The organism is Nocardioides agri, assembly GCF_013778305.1.
GTDB lineage: Bacteria > Actinomycetota > Actinomycetes > Propionibacteriales > Nocardioidaceae > Nocardioides > Nocardioides agri.
Map to the genome: position 1 here is coordinate 172375 of NZ_JACEIC010000002.1, position 18277 is coordinate 190651.

The window sequence follows — 18277 nt, forward strand, 5'->3', positions numbered from 1 at the left end:
CCCGTCCGTCTGGGCTCGGAGCCCGTGCCGGATCGCTGCCTCGGGTCGTCCACGGGTCGTCCACGGGTCGAGTGTCGGTGGCGTGGGCAAGACTGGGACCGTGGCAGATCCGCTCGAGAGGTTCAGCGAGCCGACCCGCACCTGGTTCGGTGCGGCGTTCGCGGCACCGACGCCTGCCCAGGCAGGGGCGTGGGAGGCGATCGGGGCGGGGCGGCACGCGCTGGTCGTCGCGCCGACCGGGTCGGGCAAGACGCTGAGCGCGTTCCTGTGGAGCCTGGACCGGCTGCTGACCGAGCCGCCGCCCGACGACCGGGCGAAGCGGTGCCGGGTCCTCTACATCTCCCCGCTCAAGGCACTCGGCGTCGACGTCGAGCGCAACCTCCGGGCGCCGCTGACCGGCATCCGGCACACCGCCGACCGCCTCGGCGTGCCGGTCCCGGAGGTCACGGTCGGCGTCCGCTCCGGCGACACCCCGGCGGCGGACCGCCGCAAGCTGCAGACGGCACCGCCGGACATCCTGATCACCACGCCGGAGTCGCTGTTCCTGATGCTCACCAGCCAGGCGCGCGAGAGCCTGCGTGGCGTCGAGACCGTCATCCTCGACGAGGTGCACGCGGTCGCGGGCAGCAAGCGCGGCGCCCACCTCGCCGTCAGCCTGGAGCGCCTCGACGCGCTCCTGGACCGGCCGGCACAGCGGATCGGGCTCTCGGCGACGGTCCGCCCGCTTGAGGAGGTCGCCCGCTTCCTCGGTGGCAGCGCCCCGGTCGACATCGTCGCGCCGCGCAGCGAGAAGGAGTGGGACCTCCGCGTCGTCGTGCCCGTCGAGGACATGACCGCCCCCGACGAGTACGACGAGGACAGCGACGACCCGCAGCGCTCGCAGAGCCTCTGGCCGCACGTCGAGGAGCGCGTCGTGGACCTCGTCGAGCAGCACCGCTCGACGATCGTCTTCGCCAACTCCCGGCGGCTGGCCGAGCGCCTGACCGCGAGACTGAACGAGATCGCCACCGAGCGAGCGGGCGCGGAGCTGACGGACGGTGCTCCCCCGGCCCAGCTGATGGCGCAGTCCGGGCAGAGCCACGGCGCCGAGCAGGTGATCGCCAAGGCGCACCACGGCTCGGTGTCCAAGGAGCAGCGGGCGCTCATCGAGGACGACCTCAAGCGCGGTCGGCTCCCCTGCGTGGTCGCGACCAGCAGCCTGGAGCTCGGCATCGACATGGGCGCGGTCGACCTGGTGGTCCAGATCGAGAGCCCGCCGAGCGTGGCCAGCGCCCTCCAACGCGTCGGCCGGGCCGGCCACCAGGTCGGCGAGGTCTCCCGCGGCGTACTTTTCCCCAAGCACCGCGGCGACCTCGCCCAGACCGCGGTCGCGGTGTCCCGGATGCGCAGCGGCGCGATCGAGTCGCTGCGGGTGCCCGCCAACCCGCTCGACGTGCTCGCCCAGCAGGTCGTCGCGGCGACGGCCCTCGAGGCCTGGGGCGTGGACGACCTCTACGACCTGGTCAGGCGCAGCGCGCCGTTCACCAACCTCCCCCGCAGCGCCTACGACGCCACCCTCGATCTGCTGAGCGGCCGCTACCCGTCCGACGAGTTCGCCGAGCTGCGCCCGCGCATCGTCTGGGACCGGGTCGCCGGCACGCTCACCGGCCGCCCCGGCGCCCAACGGCTCGCGGTGACCAGCGGTGGCACGATCCCGGACCGCGGCCTGTTCGGCGTCTACCTCGTCGGGGAGGGCACGGGCCGCCGCGTCGGCGAGCTCGACGAGGAGATGGTCTACGAGTCCCGCGTCGGCGACGTGTTCGCGCTCGGCGCCACCAGCTGGCGGATCGAGGACATCACCCACGACCGGGTGCTGGTCACTCCGGCTCCCGGCATCCCGGGCCGGTTGCCGTTCTGGAAGGGCGACGCGCTCGGCCGGCCCGCCGAGCTGGGCGCCGCGATCGGCGCGTTCACCCGCGAGCTCGGCGCGCTGCCGCCCGAGCGCGCCCGGACCCGCGCTCAGGACGAGGGCCTCGACGAGTACGCCGCGGGCAACCTCGTCACCTATCTCCACGAGCAGCTGGAGGCCACCAACCTGCTGCCCAGCGACAGCACCCTCGTCGTCGAGCGCTTCCGCGACGAGCTCGGCGACTGGCGGCTGGTCGTGCACTCGCCCTACGGCGTCCCGGTCCATGCCCCCTGGGCGCTCGCGATCAACGCCCGGCTCCGCGAGCGCTACGGCGTCGACGGCCAGGCGGTCGCCTCCGACGACGGCATCGTGGTGCGCATCCCCGACACCGAGGCCGAGCCCCCCAGCGGCGACGTGATCGTGTTCGAGCCCGACGAGATCGACGCGCTGGTCACCCAGGAGGTCGGCGGCTCGGCGCTGTTCGCCAGCCGCTTCCGCGAGTGCGCCGCCCGGGCGCTGCTGCTCCCCCGCCGCGATCCCGGGCGCCGGTCGCCCCTGTGGCAGCAGCGGCAGCGCTCGGCGGCGCTGCTCGAGGTCGCCGCGCGCTACCCGTCGTTCCCGATCGTCCTCGAGGCCGTCCGCGAGTGCCTCCAGGACGTCTACGACCTGCCCGCCCTGGTCGCGCTGATGCGCGGCATCGACCGCCGCGAGGTGCAGGTCGCCGACGTCGCGACCCACCAGCCGTCGCCGTTCGCCCGTACCCTGCTCTTCGGCTACGTCGCGCAGTTCATGTACGAGGGCGACTCGCCCATCGCAGAGCGCCGGGCCGCCGCGCTCTCCCTCGACCAGGGCCTGCTCGCCGAGCTCCTCGGACGAGCCGAGCTGCGCGAGCTGCTGGACCCCGAGGTGCTCGCCGAGGTCGAAGCAGAGCTCCAGCGCACGGCGCCCGACCGGCGCGTGCGCGACGCCGAGGGAGTGGCCGACCTGCTCCGGCTGCTCGGCCCGCTCAGCACCCTCGAGGTCGCCGAGCGCAGCGCCGAGGGGGCCGACGTCGGCGCCTGGCTGCAGGCGCTGGCCGACAGCCGCCGGGTGGTCGAGGTCCGCATGGCCGGCGCCGAGCGCTGGGCCGGCGTCGAGGACGTGGGCCGGCTGCGCGACGGGCTCGGGGTGCCGGTCCCGCCCGGCACGCCGGACGCCTTCACCGACCCGGTCGAGGACCCGCTTGCCGACCTCGTCGCGCGGTTCGCCCGCACCCACGGCCCGTTCACCACCGAGGAGGTCGCGGAGCGGCTCGGCCTCGGGGCCGCGGTCGTCCGGCACACGCTCCAGCGGCTCGCGAGCCAGGGACGGGTGCTCGACGGCGAGTTCCGGCCGTCGGGATCGGGCACCGAGTGGTGCGACGCAGAGGTGCTGCGCCGGCTGCGGCGTCGCTCGCTCGCCCGCCTGCGCCAGGAGATCGAGCCGGTCGAGCCCTACACCCTGGGTCGCTTCCTCCCGGCCTGGCAGCACGTCGGCGGCCGCCACCGCGGCGTCGACGGCGTGCTCACCGTCGTCGACCAGCTCGCCGGGTGCCCGGTGCCCGCCTCCGCGCTCGAGCCGCTGGTGCTCGCGGCCCGGGTGCGCGACTACGAGACGTCCTACCTCGACGAGCTCACCGCCTCCGGCGAGGTCCTGTGGGCCGGTCACGCCCCGCTGCCGGGTGCCGACGGCTGGGTCTCGCTCCACCTCGCCGACCAGGCCCACCTCACGCTCCCCGAGCCGCAGCCCTTCGAGCACAGCGAGCTCCACCAGGCCGTCCTCGACGCCCTGGCGCCCGGCGGCGCGTGGTTCTTCCGCCAGCTCGCCGACAGCGTCGGAGCGAAGGACGACAAGGCGCTCTCGGCGGCGCTCTGGGACCTGGTCTGGGCGGGCCGGGTCAGCAACGACACGCTGACTCCCCTGCGCGCCCTCACCCGCGGCGGCACCCCGGCCCACCGCACCCGTCGCCCGCCCCCGAGGCTGGGCCGGCGACCGGGCGCCGGGCCGGTCCGCACCGGCCCGCCCGAGACCGCCGGTCGCTGGGCACTGCTGCCCGCGATCGACACCGACCCCACGCGTCGGGCGCACGCCGCGGCCGAGCGGCTGCTCGACCGCCACGGGGTCGTCACCCGCGGCGCGGTCGTGAGCGAGCGCGTGCCCGGTGGCTTCGCCGCGGTCTACAAGGTGCTCGCCGCGTTCGAGGAGTCCGGGCGCTGCCGCCGCGGCTACTTCGTCGCCGGGCTCGGGGCCGCCCAGTTCGGCACTGCCGGGTCCGTCGACCGGCTGCGCACGTTCAGCGAGGTGCCCTCCGACGCGAAGCCCGTCGCGCTCGCGATCGCCGCCACCGACCCGGCCAACCCGTACGGCGCGGCGCTGCCGTGGCCGGCCGCCACCGAGGCCGGCGGGCACCGCCCCGGCCGCAAGGCCGGCGCGATCGTGGTGCTCGTCGACGGCGCTCTCACCCTCTACGTCGAGCGCGGCGGCCGCACGCTCCTCACCTGGACCGAGGATCCCGACCTGCTCGGCCCCGCGGCCGCGGCGCTCGCCGAGGCGGCCCACCGTGGCTCGCTCGGCCGGATCACCGTCGAGCGCGCCGACGGCGAGCAGCTGCTCGGCGCCGGCTCGACCCCGTTGCGCCAGGCGCTCCAGGCGGCCGGCTTCATCGCGACGCCCAAGGGCCTGCGACTGAGGTCGGCGGGTGCCTGAGGGCGACGCGGTCTGGCGCACGGCCGACCGGCTCCGCAGCGCGCTCGACGGGCGCACCCTGGTGCGCACGGACTTCCGCGTCCCGCAGCACGCCACGTCCGACCTGTCCGGCGGCACGGTCGTCGAGACCGTCTCCCGGGGCAAGCACCTGCTGACCCGGATCGACCACGACGGCCGGCAGTGGACGCTGCACACCCACCTGAAGATGGAGGGCTCTTGGCGCGTCTACCGCCCGAGCGAGCGGTGGAGCAAGCCCGGGCACCTCGCCCGGGTGGTCCTGGGCGCGGAGGGGCGCACCGCGGTCGGCTTCGAGCTGGGCATCGTCGAGCTGCTCCCCCGCGACCGCGAGCAGGACGTCGTGGGCCACCTCGGCCCCGACCTGCTCGGCCCGGACTGGGACGAGCAGGAGGCAGTGCGCCGGCTCACCGCCGACCCGGACCGGCCGCTCGGCGAGGCGCTGCTCGACCAGCGCAACCTCGCGGGCATCGGCACGATCTACCGCACCGAGCTGTGCTTCCTCACCGGCTACGACCCGCGCGACCCGGTCTCCGTGGTCGCCGACCCGCTGCGGATGGTGCGCCTGGCCCACACGATGCTGGTCCAGAACCGGCACCACCCGCAGATCGTCACCACCGGCGACAAGCGCCGAGGTCGCAGCCTGTGGGTCTACGGGCGTGGCCAGGAGCGGTGCCTGCGCTGCGGCACACCGATCGAGCGGGGCGAGCTCGGCCAGGCGGGCGTCGAGCGCGTCGCGTACTGGTGCCCGAGCTGCCAGCCGCCGCGGTGATCGCGGTCAGGCAGCCGACGTGACGACCGCGTCGGCCGTGCTGGGCTCGGCGGCGGACGCCACCGGGAGCCGGCGCAGACCGGCCGCGGCCTCCTCGACCGCCACCAGGTCGGAGACCTCGCGCAGCACGGAGGACAGCGGCACGCCGAGAGCCGCGCAGAGCGACGCGAGCAGCTCGGAGGAGGCCTCCTTCTGCCCACGCTCGATCTCGGAGATGTAGCCCAGGCTCACCCGCGCCTCGGCGGACACGTCACGCAGCGTCATGCCGCGCTGGGTCCGCTGGTCACGGAGCACGTCGCCGAGCATCCGACGAAACAGCGCCATGCGACTCTCCTCTCCACGGATGGACCTGTCGCTCCTGTCATCGGCAGGTGTCCGCCCAACGTTACCTGAGTGGTGTTTCTTCCCGCCGGAGGACGTCCTCCAGCGCGGTGAGCGCCTCGCGGACGGTCGCGTCCTGGATCTGCTGCCGCTTGCCGCGCAGCTCCAGCGCGACCGCCTCCACCAGGCCCGGGCCGGCGATGCCGACGAAGACCGTGCCGGGGGGCTTGCCCTCCTGGTCGGACGGCCCCGCGACCCCCGTGGTGGCGACGCCGAAGGTCGTGCCGGTCAGCGCGCGCACTCCGGAGGCCATCGCCTTGGCGCACTCGGGCGACACGACACCGTGCTCCTCCACGAGCGACTCGTCGACGTCGAGCATCGCCGTCTTCAGCTCGGTGGCGTAGGTCACCACGCCGCCCCGGTAGGTCTCGGAGGCGCCCGGGGTGTCGGTGAACGCGGTCGCCAGCCGGCCGCCGGTCAGCGACTCTGCCGTGGCGACGGTCGCTCCAGATGCGCGGAGCAGCAGGTGGACCCGCGTGGGCAGGTCGGTCACCGGTGCCGCACGACCCGTACGTGGAGCGCCTGGCGAGCGCCCACCGTGGTCAGGGTGGGCAGGTAGGTCGCCCTGACCCCCCGCGGACCTGTCCTGTGGAACGCGTGCAGCCGCACCTTCGCGACGCCCCTGCGGAGCGGCACGGTGTAGCTCTGGCCCGCCGTGCGCACCCGGACCAGGCCGGTGGCGGGCTGACCCTCCGCGGCCACGCGGACCGTCACCGTCGGCCGGCTCCTGCCGACGAGCAGCCGCTTGCGGGAGATCCGGGCCTTCATCGTCGACCGCAGCCGGTCACCGGTGAACCTGATCGGGTACCGGACGACGGTGCCCGTGGTCGCACCCGTGACCTCGACCACCTGCACGCCCCGAGCCATCCCGCCCGGCACGCGGAACGCGACCTCGACCCGGCCCGACTCGTCGTCGGTCGCGCCGGGCGCGACCGCGTTGCTGATCCGGCGGACGGTGCCGAGCCGGTAGCGACCGACCTCGACGGTCGCCTGCGCGTCGGTCCTGTCGCTCGTGCCGGTGAAGGCCAGGGACGACAGCTGGAAGCGGAGCACGTCACCGGCGCCGTACGAGGACGGCGCCCCCGCGGGCAGGGACAGCCCCACGGCGCGCTGCCGGTAGTTGACCGGCAGCGCCCTCTTCTTGGTGCGCGCGGCCACATAGCTCACCAGCGCGTCGAGGTCGGTCTGCCCGGTGTCGCGTCGGTCGGTGCCCTCGGTGAAGACCGAGAAGCTGTCGCCTCCGCCGGCGAGGTAGGAGCTGACCGTGACGGAGTAGGTCTGGTCGTCGACGACCGGCTTGGTGCCCAGCCACATCGCGGTGACCCGGTGGGTCGCGGGGTCGTAGACGTAGTTGAAGCCGAGCGACACCCCCAGCCGGAGGAACGGACGGGCCGCGCCCGCCGGCTGCCACTGCTGCTCGAGCACCCGGCGCAGCTGGGCGCCGGTGAGCCGCATGTTGACCAGCGTGTTCGCGAACGGCTGCACGTCGGCCGCCTGCTTGTAGGTCATCTGAGCCGGGTATCCGGCGCTGTTGTTGCCGACCAGGTCGGCGCGTACGCCACCCGGGTTGGTGAACGCGACCTGCGCAGCCCCGGACGTCGCCGTGCGGGTCGCCCAGCGCTGGGACTCCGCGACCAGGTTGGCCAGGGTGGACTCACCGCCCCGGTTCTCCTCGCGCGCCCCGCCAGAGGCCGACGGGCGGCCGGCCCGCTCGAAGGGCGCCGCGATCCGCCCGATCGCGGCCGACCCCTTCACGGCCGCGGCCGCGACGGCGGCGTCGACGATCGCCTTGGTGGCCGGGTCGTCGGAGTAGCGGGGGGTGAAGCTGTTGTCGGCGTTCTTGGTGGTGAGCGGCACCGGGTCCGCGGTGATCGAGGTCAGCGTGCCGGCCGCAGCGTCGATCGTGAGGTCGAGGCGGTCGAGCGTCGTGCCGTACTGACCGGCCGACACCACCGGGCGGCTCCCGCCGCCGGGCTTGGGGAGGTCGCAGTCGTAGGCGAGGTGGGTGTGCCCGGAGACGATCGCGTCGACGTCGCCGCTCACGCCGGTCACGATCGAGCCGAAGTCGGACGCCGGGTCGGCGGCCATCGTCGAGCAGTCGGTGCCGGGTGCGCCCTCGTGGACGAGCAGGACGACCGCGTCGGCGCCGGCGGCGGTGAGCGCCGCGGCCTCGGCGTTGACGGCGGCGACGACGTCGGTCACCTGGAGGCCGGTGATCCCGGCCGGGGCGACCAGCTCGGGCAGGTGCTCGGTGACGGCACCGACGAACCCGACCGACACCTCGTTCGCCGTGCCCGGGTTGAAGGTCTTGACCATCGACGCCTTGATCGCGTCGGCCCCGCTCGGCTCGACGATGTTGGCGGCGAGGTAGCGCCAGCCCGCTCCGCCCTCGGGGTTGGTGGCCGACGCCGGGGCCATCACCCGGTCGACGAGATCCTTGTAGCCCTTGTCGAGCTCGTGGTTGCCGACCGCGGAGACGTCGAGCCGCGCCGCGTTGAGCGCGTCGATCGTGGGCTTGTCGTGCGCGATGTAGGACTCGAACGTCGACGCGCCGATCAGGTCGCCGGCGGCGGCGAAGACCGTGTTGGCGTTGCTGGCCCGCACCTGCTTCACGTAGGTCGCGATCGCGGCCGCCCCGGCCGCCGCGCCGTCGGCCTTGATCCGGCCGTGGAAGTCGTTGGTGCCGATGATCGTCACGTCGACGTCGGCGGCCTGCGCAGGCGCCGCCCCGAGGACGGTGAGCACGCTGGCGCCGAGGGTGAGCGAGGTAGCGACACCGAGTGATCGCAGCAGCATGGCCCCGACCCTAACGCGCGGCACGGACGGGGCCCTGGAACTCCGGGCCCCGTCCGTGCGCGTCGCTACTTCCCGGACTTCGTGACGTTGACGGTGACCGTCGTGGAGCTCGGCGTCAGCACGTCGCTGCCGAGGTACTCCACGGTGATCGTCTTCGTCCCGGTGGTCGGGAACGGGTCGAGCACGACCGACCCTCGGCCGAGGACGAGAGTCACCGTCCGGGGCGGCTGGCCCGGTGCCGTCACCCGGACCTGGCCGGTGACCGGGACGTCGTTCTGCCCGAGCACCACGACCCGCACCACGGCCGCGTCCTTCTTGACCTTCAGCGTCTCCTCTACCGCCGCGGCGGACGTCGAGGAGGCGGCCTTGGCGACCGTCACCGTGAACGTGTCCGTGGCCGGCAGGTGTGCGCTGTCGCCCGAGTACGCGGCCGTCAGCGTGTGCTGACCGGGCATCAGCGAGCGGGCCGGCAGCACGACCTGCGCGTGCCCACCGACGACCGGCGCCGATCCGAGCACCGTGCTGCCCGACCGAACCTCGACGGTGCCGGTCGCGCCGCTCGGCGTGACCACGACGTCCACCGTCCTCGGCTGGCCGTAGGTCAGCGAGACGTCCGGAGCGGTGACGGTCGACGCGGCGAGCGCCACCTCGATCGGCACCCGCACGCGGGTCCCGGTGGTGGTGCCGACCACCGTCAGCTCCGTCGCCCCGGCTGCCGTGCCCGCCGGCAGCGTCACCGACACGTGGGCGGTGCCCGCGTCGTCGTTGCTGTTGGACCCGTTGGACGTCGGCGCGCTGATCGTGGTCGTCACGGGGAACGTGCCGAGCACGGTGCTGCCGCTGCGGACCTCGACCTGGGTGTCGCGCTGGTCGCCCGGGTCGGTCATCGACAGCGAGCCGAGGTCGAAGACCACGGTCCCGCCGGGCGTGTACGTCGCCGGCGCGCCGGCCGGGAACGTCACGTCGACGGCCCGCTGGGCGAAGTCCACGTCGACGACCTTGCCGTCGGACCCGAACTCGTCCAGGTAGTCCACCATCGCCTGCAGGTCGGTGATGCCCGTGTCCTGCTTGGTCGTGCCGTTCGCCAGCTCCCGGAAGTTGTCGCCACCGGAGGCCAGGAACGAGTTCACCGTCACCGAGTAGGACGCCGCCGGGTCGATCGGCTCGCCGTCGAGCCACATCGCGGTGACCTCACCGAGCTTCTGGCCGGCGTTCGCCGGGTCCGGACGCTGCGTGTAGGTGTAGGTGAAGCCCTCCGATACCCCGAGCCGCAGGAACGGCCGGGTCGGGACGGCACCGGCAGCGGTGCGCTGCCACTGCTGCTCGAGCACGGTCTCGATCTGGGCACCGGTCAGGTCCATGTTCACGAGGGTGTTCGCGAACGGCTGGACGTTGGCGGCCTCCCGGTAGGTGAGGTCGCGGGCGGTCCCGTTGACGGTCCCGACCATGTCGGTCCGCAGACCGCCCGGGTTCATGAACGCGATGTCCGCGGCGCCCACCGTGTCCGGCGTGGCCCAGCGCTGGACCTCGGCGACCTGGTTGCCGAGCGTCGACTCGCCACCGCGGTTCTCCGTGGTGCCGTTGGCGAACTTGGCCCGGGTGAACGGCGCCTCGATCTGGCCGAGCACCTGCGCGCCGAGCTCGTCGGCGACGTCGACGGCGTCGGCGACGATCGCCTCCACTGCCGGGTCGGCCGGGTAGAGCGCCGGCGGCTGGCCGGGGCCGGAGCCGTCCGGGTCGGGGCCGAGGAGCGGCAGGACCTGCTGGTCCTTGGCGAGCACCTCGCCGGTTGCGTCGTCGATCGAGAACACCAGCTGGTTGAGGAAGGTGCCGTACTGGCCCGCCGAGACGACGGGACGCTCGGTCACGTCGCGCCCGGCCCAGGCCGCGACCGGGAACGAGCAGTTGTAGGCCAGGTGCGTGTGGCCGGACACCAGCGCGTCGACGTCGCCGCTGAGGCCGGTGACGATCGCGCCCCAGGCGGTCGCCGGGTCGGTCATCGTCGAGCAGGTCGTGCTCGGCGAGCCCTCGTGCACGAGTGCGACGACCAGGTCGGCGCCCTCCTGCGAGCGCAGCCGCGCGGCCTCGGCGTTGACCGAGTCGACGATGTCGGTGACGGTGACCCCGGCCATGCCGGACGGCGCCACCAGCGACGGCAGCTCCTCGGTCACCGCGCCGACGAAGCCGACCTTGACGCCGTCGAAGGTGCGCGTCCAGGACTCGGCCAGGTCGTCACGACCGGCGGGCTCCTCGATGTTGGCCGCGATGTACTCCCACTGCGCACGGTCCTGCACGCGGCCGACGAGGTCCTCGTAGCCCTTGTCGAACTCGTGGTTGCCGGCAGCGGAGACCTCGAGGCCGGCCTCGTTGAGCGCGTCGATCGTCGGCAGGTCGTCCTGGATGAACGACTCGAACGTCGAGGCGCCGATCAGGTCGCCGGCGGCGGCGAACACCGTGTCGGGATTCTTCGCCCGCAGCTGCTTGACCGCCCCGGAGAGCACAGCCGCACCGGCGGAGTTGGCGCCGTCCTTGAGCAGCCGACCGTGGAAGTCGTTGGTCGCGAGGATCTGCACGTCCCGGACGCCGTCGTCCACGGTGATCGTCACCGGGACCCGGGTGCCGGTCTGCGTGCCCACCAGCGTCAGCTCGGTCTCGCCGTCGGGCAGGCCCGCGGGCAGCTGCACGCTGACCGCTGCCTTGCCCCAGGCGTCGTAGGGCTTGTTGCCGACCGTGTTGTCCACGGAGGCGGTGCCGAGCTCGGTGTCGCCGAGCAGCACCCGGATCGTGCTGTCCTGCAGGTCACCGGGGGCCGACATCGCCCACGAGGCGACGTCGAAGGCGACCGTGTCGCCGGCCAGGTACGCCGCCGGGGCGTTGCCCGGGAAGGTGACCTCGACCGCGCGCTGGCTGTAGTCGACGGCCAGCGGGTCGGTCGCGTGCTGGGCCATGTAGTCGACCATCGCCTCGAGGTCGATCACGCCCGTGTCGACCTTGTGGGCGCCGTTGGCCAGCTCGCGGAAGTTGTCACCGCCGCCGCCGAGGAACGAGTTCACCGTGACCGAGTACGTCGCCGTCGGGCTGATCGGCTCGCCGTCGAGCCACATGCCGGTGACCTCGCCCTTGAACGTGCTCACGGGCGCGGAGTTCGGTGCCTCGACGGTCTCCGGGGTCTCCACGTAGGTGTAGGTGAAGCCCTGCGAGACGCCGAGCCGCAGGAACGGCCGCGACGGCACGCCACCCTGGGGGTTGCGCTGCCACTGCTGCTCGAGCACGGTCTCGATCTGCGCGCCGGTGAGGTCCATGTTGACGAGGGTGTTCGCGAACGGCTGGACGTCGGCGGCCTGGCGGTAGGTCAGGTCGCGCAGCGCGCCGTTGGCCGTGCCGAGCATGTCGGCGCGGAGACCACCGGGGTTCATGAACGCGATGTCCGCGCCATCGGTCGCCCAGCGCTGCACCTCGGCGACCTGGTTGCCCAGCGTCGACTCGCCGCCGCGGTTCTCCGTGGCACCGGAGGACGGGAGGTACTGCGCCCGGCGGAACGGACCGGTCATCTTGCCGAGCACCTGGGCACCCGCGGTGTCCGCGTAGGCGACGGCGGCGTCGACGATGCCCTGCACCTCCGGGTCGGGCGCGTAGCCGACACCGGCGGTGGCGATGACGTCCTGCGAGACCGCAGCAAGCTCACCGGTGGACTCGTCGAGCTTGAACACCAGCTGGTTGAGGTTGGTGCCGTACTGGCCGGCCGAGACGACCGGGCGCTTGGTGACCGCGCGGCCCGCCCAGTCGGCGACGGGGAAGCGGCAGTTGTAGGCCAGGTGGGTGTGGCCGGAGATGATCGCGTCGACGTCGCCCGAGGTGTTCTGGACGATGTTGCCCCAGGTCGTCGCCGGGTCGGTGAAGCTCGGCGAGCCGCACTCGGTCGACGGGGAGCCCTCGTGGACCAGCAGGACCACCAGGTCGGCGCCGTCGGCCTTGAGGTCGGCGGCCGCGGCGTTCGTCGCGTCGACGACGTCGGTGACGGTCACCCCGGCGATGCCGGCGGGGTTGACCAGCGCGGGCAGGTCCTCGGTCACGGCGCCGACGAAGCCGACGGTGACGGCGTCGTCGCCGGTGCCGAAGGTCTTCGTGAACGTCTCCGCGAGGTCGTCCCGGCCGGCCGGCTCGTCGACGTTGGCCGCGATGTACTCCCACTGCGCGCGGTCCTGGATCCGGCCGGCGAAGTCCTCGTAGCCGCGGTCGAACTCGTGGTTGCCCGCGGCCGAGACCTCGAGGTCCATGGCGTTGAGGGCGTCGATCGTCGGCTCGTCGTCCTGGATGAACGACTCGAACGTCGAGGCACCGACCAGGTCGCCGGCGGCGACGAAGATGGAGTCCGCGACCTGCGACTTCAGCTCCTTCACCGCGGTCGCGAACGGCGCGGCGCCGGCAGCGTTGCCGCCGTCGGGCAGCAGGCGTCCGTGGAAGTCGTTGGTGCCGAGGACCTGGATCTCCCGGTACGTCGTGCCGGAGACCTCCGGCACGTCGATCCCGACGATCTCCGGGTTGTGGTCCGAGGTCCCGAACGGCAGGTTCGGCTGCCAGAAGTTCGTGACGTTGTAGTTGTAGCGGCTGTACTGGAACGCCGGGGACTCGTCGGCGTTGATCTCCCAGATGTCCGCGCCGGTCACCATGTCCACCGCGGCCTCGTTGCCGAGCACGTGGTCGAGCGACCCGGAGAGGCCCTGGTAGGAGTAGGACTCGTCGTCGGCGTCGGTGGAGTCGATCAGCTCGTAGCCGCCGTCCTCCAGCGTCGTGATCGGGTCCTCCATCGTGTAGGCGTTGAAGTCGCCGGCGAGGAAGACCGCGTCGATGTCGCGGTCCGCCGCGAACTGGTCCGCGAACTGGACCAGACGCGCGGCCTGGCGGGTCCGGTCACCGTTGAAGGCGCCGACACCGGTCACGTCGTCGTTGGCGTTGTCACCGGTCGCCGGCGGGGCCGGGGAGGCGTTGTCGCCCTTGGACTTGAAGTGGTTGACGATCACCGCGAAGGCGTCGCTGTCCGGGGCGCCCTTGGCCTTGAACGCCTGGGCGAGCGGCTCGCGGGCGTTGGCGAACTGGTCGGTGCCGAACAGGATGTCGGACTGCCCGACCGGCGAGACCTTGTCGACCTGGTAGATGAACGCCGGTCGGATGACGTCCTGCTCGCCGACGGCCGTCGCGGTCAGCGCCTCGCCCGGGCTCTTGACGTAGGCCCACTTCTGCTCGCCGGCCGCGTTGTTGATGATCTGGACGATGCGGGCCAGCGCGTCGTCGCGGTTGGTCTCACCGGGGAGCTTGATCGAGTTCTCGACCTCCTCGAGGCCGATGACGTCGGCGTCGAGCGCGTTGATCGCGTGGGAGAGCTTCTCCTCCTGGCGCGCCAGGCTCGCGGCGGTCGCCGCGCCCCGCGGGCCGCGGCCGTCGTTCTGGTTGGCCTCGTTGGTCTCGGTGTCCGGGTCGTCCTGCAGCCGGACGCCGCACGAGTTGTTGCCGATCCGGTTGCTCTGGCGGTCGGTGTAGTAGGTGCAGAACGTGTCGAGCGGCGGGTTCTGCGCCGGACCGGCGGCCGCGTAGGCCTCGCCGGTGGTGTTGAAGTAGTTGAGCACGTTGAAGGTGGCGATCTTGAGGTCGCCGCCCACCGGGCGCGGGGCCAGGTTGTCGGCCCGGGTGTCCTCGAAGGTCGCGACCTCGGCACCGGTGCCGGTCACCTGGTGCGTGGGCTGGAACTTCCAGGTGTTGTTGCGCCAGTCGAGCACGACCGGACCGGTGAAGGTCACGGCGGCCCCGACCCGCACGGCGTTGGTCGGCGACAGCCACGGCACCGGGATCGCCTTGGTCGTCTGGTTCTGCAGGAAGTTGGTGGTCGCGCCGTCGTCGAGCACGACCGCGCGGGCGGCGTTCTCGTCCTTGATCGCGTTGATCGCGGCCAGGTCGTGCGGGGAGGCGTACTCGCTCCACTGGCGCAGCGGGGTGTCGCCGGTGGCGAGGCCGATCTCGGCGTACTGGTTGGTGCTGTAGCTGTTGGTGACCGTGAAGTCGTCGGTCGGGGCGAGCAGCTCGCCCTCGCGGGCCTCGCGGCCCGCGGCGGTGGTCGGGTAGGCGATGTGCCGCGGCTCGACGGTGCCGAGCGAGGTGCCGAGCTCGCCGACCGCGCTGGCCGAGGTCGGCACGATCTGGGTCAGGTCGAAGAACTCCGCGACCGGGCCGGTGACCCGCACGGAGTCACCGACGTCGACGCCGGCGGGGATGTTGTTGTTGCCGCTGCCGGCGTAGACGAAGATGCCGTCCGAGGCACCCTCGGTGTCGGCACCCGGGTCCTGGACGTACATGCCGTTGAAGCCGCCGTCGGCGTACCGCGCGGTGACGACGCCCTCGACGGAGACGACCTTCGAGCCGCTGCCGTTGCCGGTGGCGGGCGCGTACGGCGAGCGCGCGCCGTCGCCCTGGATCTCGGCGATCGGGGTGATGTCCGGGGCCTGGTCGATGACCATCTGGAAGCTGACGCTGTCGGTGCCGCTCGCGCCGTCCGTCACCGTCGCGGTCACCGGGAACGTGCCGGCCTGCGTGGGCGTGCCGGACACGGCGCCCGCGTTGGTCGCGGTCACGCCGGTGGGGAGGCCGCTGACGCTCCAGGTGTACGGCGGGGTGCCGCCCGAGGCCTGGAGGTTGAAGCCCACGATGCTCATGCCGACGATGCCGGTCTTGTCGCCGGGCGAGGTGGCGTCGAGCGGGGTGGTGACGACCGTGGCGGGCGTCGGGCTCGGGTCGGTCAGGGTGAGGTCGGCGGCGTTGTTGTCGGTGTCGACGCCACCGGGCGCGCGACTGATCGACTTCGAGGTCGTCCCCGCGACGGTCGCGACGGCACCCTCGAACGTCGACGAGCCGCTGGCAGCGACCATGTCGACGATGTTGGCCGCGCCGGCGACGTTGCCGTTGACCGTGCCGGCCGGGAACTGGGCGGAGGCCGTCGTCAGGAAGACCTGACCGCCCGCGGCGGCGAGGTTGAGCGCCGGGGACGCGACGTGGTCGGGGGTCGGGAGTGCCGTGCCGTTGGCGCCGGCCGCGCTCGCCTGGACGAGGAAGGTCGAGTGCGGCGGGACCGACTTCGCGCCGGGCAGCGCCGCGACGCCGCCGTACGAGTTGGCGGCCGAGCGGTAGTGGAGGTAGAGCCCGGTGAGCGGGATCGCCGCTGCCGTCGGGTTGTAGAGCTCGATGTAGTCGGCGTTCTTCAGCGCGCCGTTGTTGCCGCCGGCGCCGTAGACCTCGTTGATGACCAGGCCGGTGCCCGCGGGGTTGGCGGACGCGGGCGCGGAGGGGATGAGCAGGCCGCTGGCGGCCAGCGCCAGGACGGCGAGTGGAACGAGACGCTGGGGGGCACGCATGACGTGGGCACTCCGAAGGGTTGGCGAACTGGGCGTGAGCGGCGCCCCGAACCACGCCGGGAGAGCGTCACGTCCAGGCCGAGAACCGCGCAGGCGTTCCGAGGCCTGGTCCGCGAAGGGGAAGGGCTCCGGCTGACCGAGGTGAACGAAACCTAACCCCGAAACGGCCGTCTCTTGCAAGAGTTCGGGTGAACAAGTTGTTACAGCACCGTGCCGATCACCCAGATGGATGAAGCCGGGCTAGCCCCGCAGGCTGGCGCGCTGCTTCCAGACGTCGCGGAAGAACTCCCAGCCCGACCACAGCGTGAGGGCGACGGCGATCGCGAGGCAGGCCTGGGCCAGGTAGAAGATCACCTCGCCGGGCACCTCGAGCGCGGCGGGCAGGTCGGGGTCGCGCAGCGGCAGGCACAGCGTGGCGAGGGCGACCGCCTGGAACGTGGTCTTGATCTTGCCGAGGTCCTTCGCGGCGATCACGACCTTCTTCAGCACCGAGAGCCGCAGCAGGGTGACGCTCCACTCGCGCAGCAGCACGACGATCGTCACCCACCACCAGATGTCGCCGACGATCGAGAGGCCGATGAAGGCCATGCCGGTGACCGCCTTGTCAGCGATCGGGTCGGCGATCTTGCCGAAGTCGGTGATCAGGTTGTGCTTGCGGGCCAGGTCACCGTCGATCTTGTCGGTGATCATCGCGGCCACGAAGATCGCGAACGACACGCAGCGCCAGGTGATCGACTCCCCGCCGTCGACGAGCAGCGCCCAGGCGAAGAACGGGACGGAGATGATCCGCACCGTCGTGAGGACGTTGGGGACGTTCCAGTTGCTCGGCTGCGCCTCCAGCTCGGTCATCACAGCACCCGAGCGTAGAGGTCCGCGCCCTCGGACTCGACGACCACCGCGCGGACCAGGTCGCCGACCTCGGCCGTCGCGCCGAGCAGGTAGGTCGAGCCGTCGACCTCGGGGCCCTGGTGGGCGGCCCGGCCCTCGACGTCGCCGTCGGGACCGACTGCCTCGACCAGCACCTCGACCTCCTCGCCGATCCGCTCGGCGGCGCGCTGGTTGGTGAGCTCCTCGACCAGCGTGGTCACGTGCTCCACCCGGGCGCGCACCTCGTCGTCGTCGAGCTTGCCGTCGTACGTCGCCGCCTCGGTGCCGTCCTCGTCGGAGTACCCGAAGACGCCGGTGACGTCGAGCCGCGCCGCGACGAGGAAGTCGCACAGCGTCTCCAGCTCCTCCTCGGTCTCCCCCGGGAACCCGACGATCACGTTGCTGCGGACCCCGGCGGCCGGCGCGTGCCCGCGCACCTGCTCGAGCAGCCCCAGGAAGCTGTCGGGGTCGCCGAAGCGGCGCATCCGGCGCAGCACGGTGGCGCTCGCGTGCTGGAACGACAGGTCGAAGTACGGCGTGACGCCGGGCGTGCCGGCGATCGTCTGGACCAGCCCGGGGCGGGTCTCGGCGGGCTGGAGGTAGGACACCCGGACCCGGTGCACACCCTCGACGGCGGCCAGCTCGGGCAGGAGCGTCTCGAGCAGCCGCAGGTCTCCGAGGTCCTTGCCGTAGGACGTGGAGTTCTCGCTGACCAGGAACAGCTCGCGCACGCCCTGCTCCCCCAGCCAGCGCGCCTCCTGGAGCACGTCGCTGGGACGGCGGCTGACGAAGGAGCCGCGGAAGGACGGGATCGCGCAGAAGGAGCACCGTCGGTCGCAGCCGCTGGCGAGCTTGAGCGAGGCCGTCGGGCCGGCGTCGAGGCGGCGGCGCAGGGACGCCGGCCCCGACGCGTGGCCGGGCACCGGCGCCGTCGAGAGCGCGCGCTCGACGGGCGTGATCGGCAGCAGCAGCCGGCGGTCCTGCGGGACGTGCGCCTCGTGGGTCTCGCCGGCCATGATCGAGCGCAGCCGGTCGGCGATGTCGGGGTAGTCGTCGAAGCCGAGCACCGCGTCGGCCTCGGGCAGCGACTCGGCGAGCTCCTTGCCGTAGCGCTCGGCCATGCAGCCGACAGCGACGACCGCCTGCGGGCGGCCGCTGGCCTTGAGATCGGCGGCCTCGAGCAGCGTGTCGACCGAGTCCTTCTTCGCCGACTCGACGAACCCGCAGGTGTTCACGACCACGGTGTCGGCGTCCTCGGGATCGGCGACCAGCCGGAAGCCGCCCGCCTCGAGCCGGCCCGCCAGCTCCTCGGAGTCGACCTCGTTGCGGGCGCACCCGAGGGTGACCATGGCGACCGAGAGGAGTTCCTGCGCGTTGCTCGTCATAACCGAGCAAGTATCCCGCGCCGGCGCGCGGGCGCCTACTCGACGGACC

General features: G+C 72.9%; 8 protein-coding genes. 2 read left to right on the top strand and 6 right to left on the bottom strand.

Annotated features, from left to right (window positions below; translation table 11 throughout):
- Positions 1-100 precede the first annotated feature (100 nt).
- Both HZF07_RS05420 and HZF07_RS05425 read left to right on the top strand, forming a co-directional pair.
- On the top strand, positions 101-4612 hold the full coding sequence (locus tag HZF07_RS05420; protein ID WP_181644833.1) for an ATP-dependent helicase: 4512 nt from the start codon (positions 101-103) through the stop codon (positions 4610-4612).
- Positions 4605-5399 carry an Fpg/Nei family DNA glycosylase gene (locus HZF07_RS05425; protein ID WP_181644834.1) on the top strand — a complete coding sequence of 265 codons (795 nt, stop codon included), beginning with the start codon at positions 4605-4607 and terminating at the stop codon, positions 5397-5399. The genes HZF07_RS05420 and HZF07_RS05425 overlap by 8 nt, the downstream gene beginning before the upstream one ends.
- Positions 5400-5405: 6 nt before the next feature.
- On the opposite strand, the gene HZF07_RS05430 is transcribed toward HZF07_RS05425, so the two are convergent.
- The 6 genes from HZF07_RS05430 to rimO form a co-directional block, all read right to left on the bottom strand.
- Positions 5406-5723 carry a helix-turn-helix domain-containing protein gene (locus HZF07_RS05430; protein ID WP_157340114.1) on the bottom strand — a complete coding sequence of 106 codons (318 nt, stop codon included), beginning with the start codon at positions 5721-5723 and terminating at the stop codon, positions 5406-5408.
- Between the two features lie 61 nt (positions 5724-5784).
- Positions 5785-6273: a CinA family protein gene (locus HZF07_RS05435; protein ID WP_181644835.1), complete on the bottom strand. Its 489-nt coding sequence runs from the start codon at positions 6271-6273 to the stop codon at positions 5785-5787.
- Positions 6270-8576 (bottom strand): bifunctional metallophosphatase/5'-nucleotidase, encoded by a 2307-nt coding sequence (locus tag HZF07_RS05440; protein ID WP_157340115.1) that lies wholly within the window; start codon positions 8574-8576, stop codon positions 6270-6272. Before HZF07_RS05440 ends, HZF07_RS05435 begins: the two co-directional genes overlap by 4 nt.
- Before the next feature lie 65 nt (positions 8577-8641).
- Entirely contained in the window at positions 8642-15976 is a 7335-nt protein-coding gene (locus tag HZF07_RS05445) for an ExeM/NucH family extracellular endonuclease (protein WP_157340116.1), read from the bottom strand.
- A gap of 240 nt (positions 15977-16216) precedes the next feature.
- Positions 16217-16825 (bottom strand): CDP-diacylglycerol--glycerol-3-phosphate 3-phosphatidyltransferase, encoded by a 609-nt coding sequence (gene pgsA / locus HZF07_RS05450; protein WP_157340117.1) that lies wholly within the window; start codon positions 16823-16825, stop codon positions 16217-16219.
- Positions 16825-18228 carry a 30S ribosomal protein S12 methylthiotransferase RimO gene (gene rimO / locus HZF07_RS05455; protein ID WP_157340118.1) on the bottom strand — a complete coding sequence of 468 codons (1404 nt, stop codon included), beginning with the start codon at positions 18226-18228 and terminating at the stop codon, positions 16825-16827. Before rimO ends, pgsA begins: the two co-directional genes overlap by 1 nt.
- Positions 18229-18277 lie beyond the last annotated feature (49 nt).

What these genes read in the sequence shown, in the direction of transcription:
- HZF07_RS05440 (WP_157340115.1), bottom strand. Translation starts at nt 8,576, where the DNA reads ATGCTGCTGCGATCACTCGGTGTCGCTACCTCGCTCACCCTCGGCGCC.
- HZF07_RS05445 (WP_157340116.1), bottom strand. Translation starts at nt 15,976, where the DNA reads ATGCGTGCCCCCCAGCGTCTCGTTCCACTCGCCGTCCTGGCGCTGGCC.
- pgsA (WP_157340117.1), bottom strand. Translation starts at nt 16,825, where the DNA reads ATGACCGAGCTGGAGGCGCAGCCGAGCAACTGGAACGTCCCCAACGTC.
- HZF07_RS05430 (WP_157340114.1), bottom strand. Translation starts at nt 5,723, where the DNA reads ATGGCGCTGTTTCGTCGGATGCTCGGCGACGTGCTCCGTGACCAGCGG.
- rimO (WP_157340118.1), bottom strand. Translation starts at nt 18,228, where the DNA reads ATGACGAGCAACGCGCAGGAACTCCTCTCGGTCGCCATGGTCACCCTC.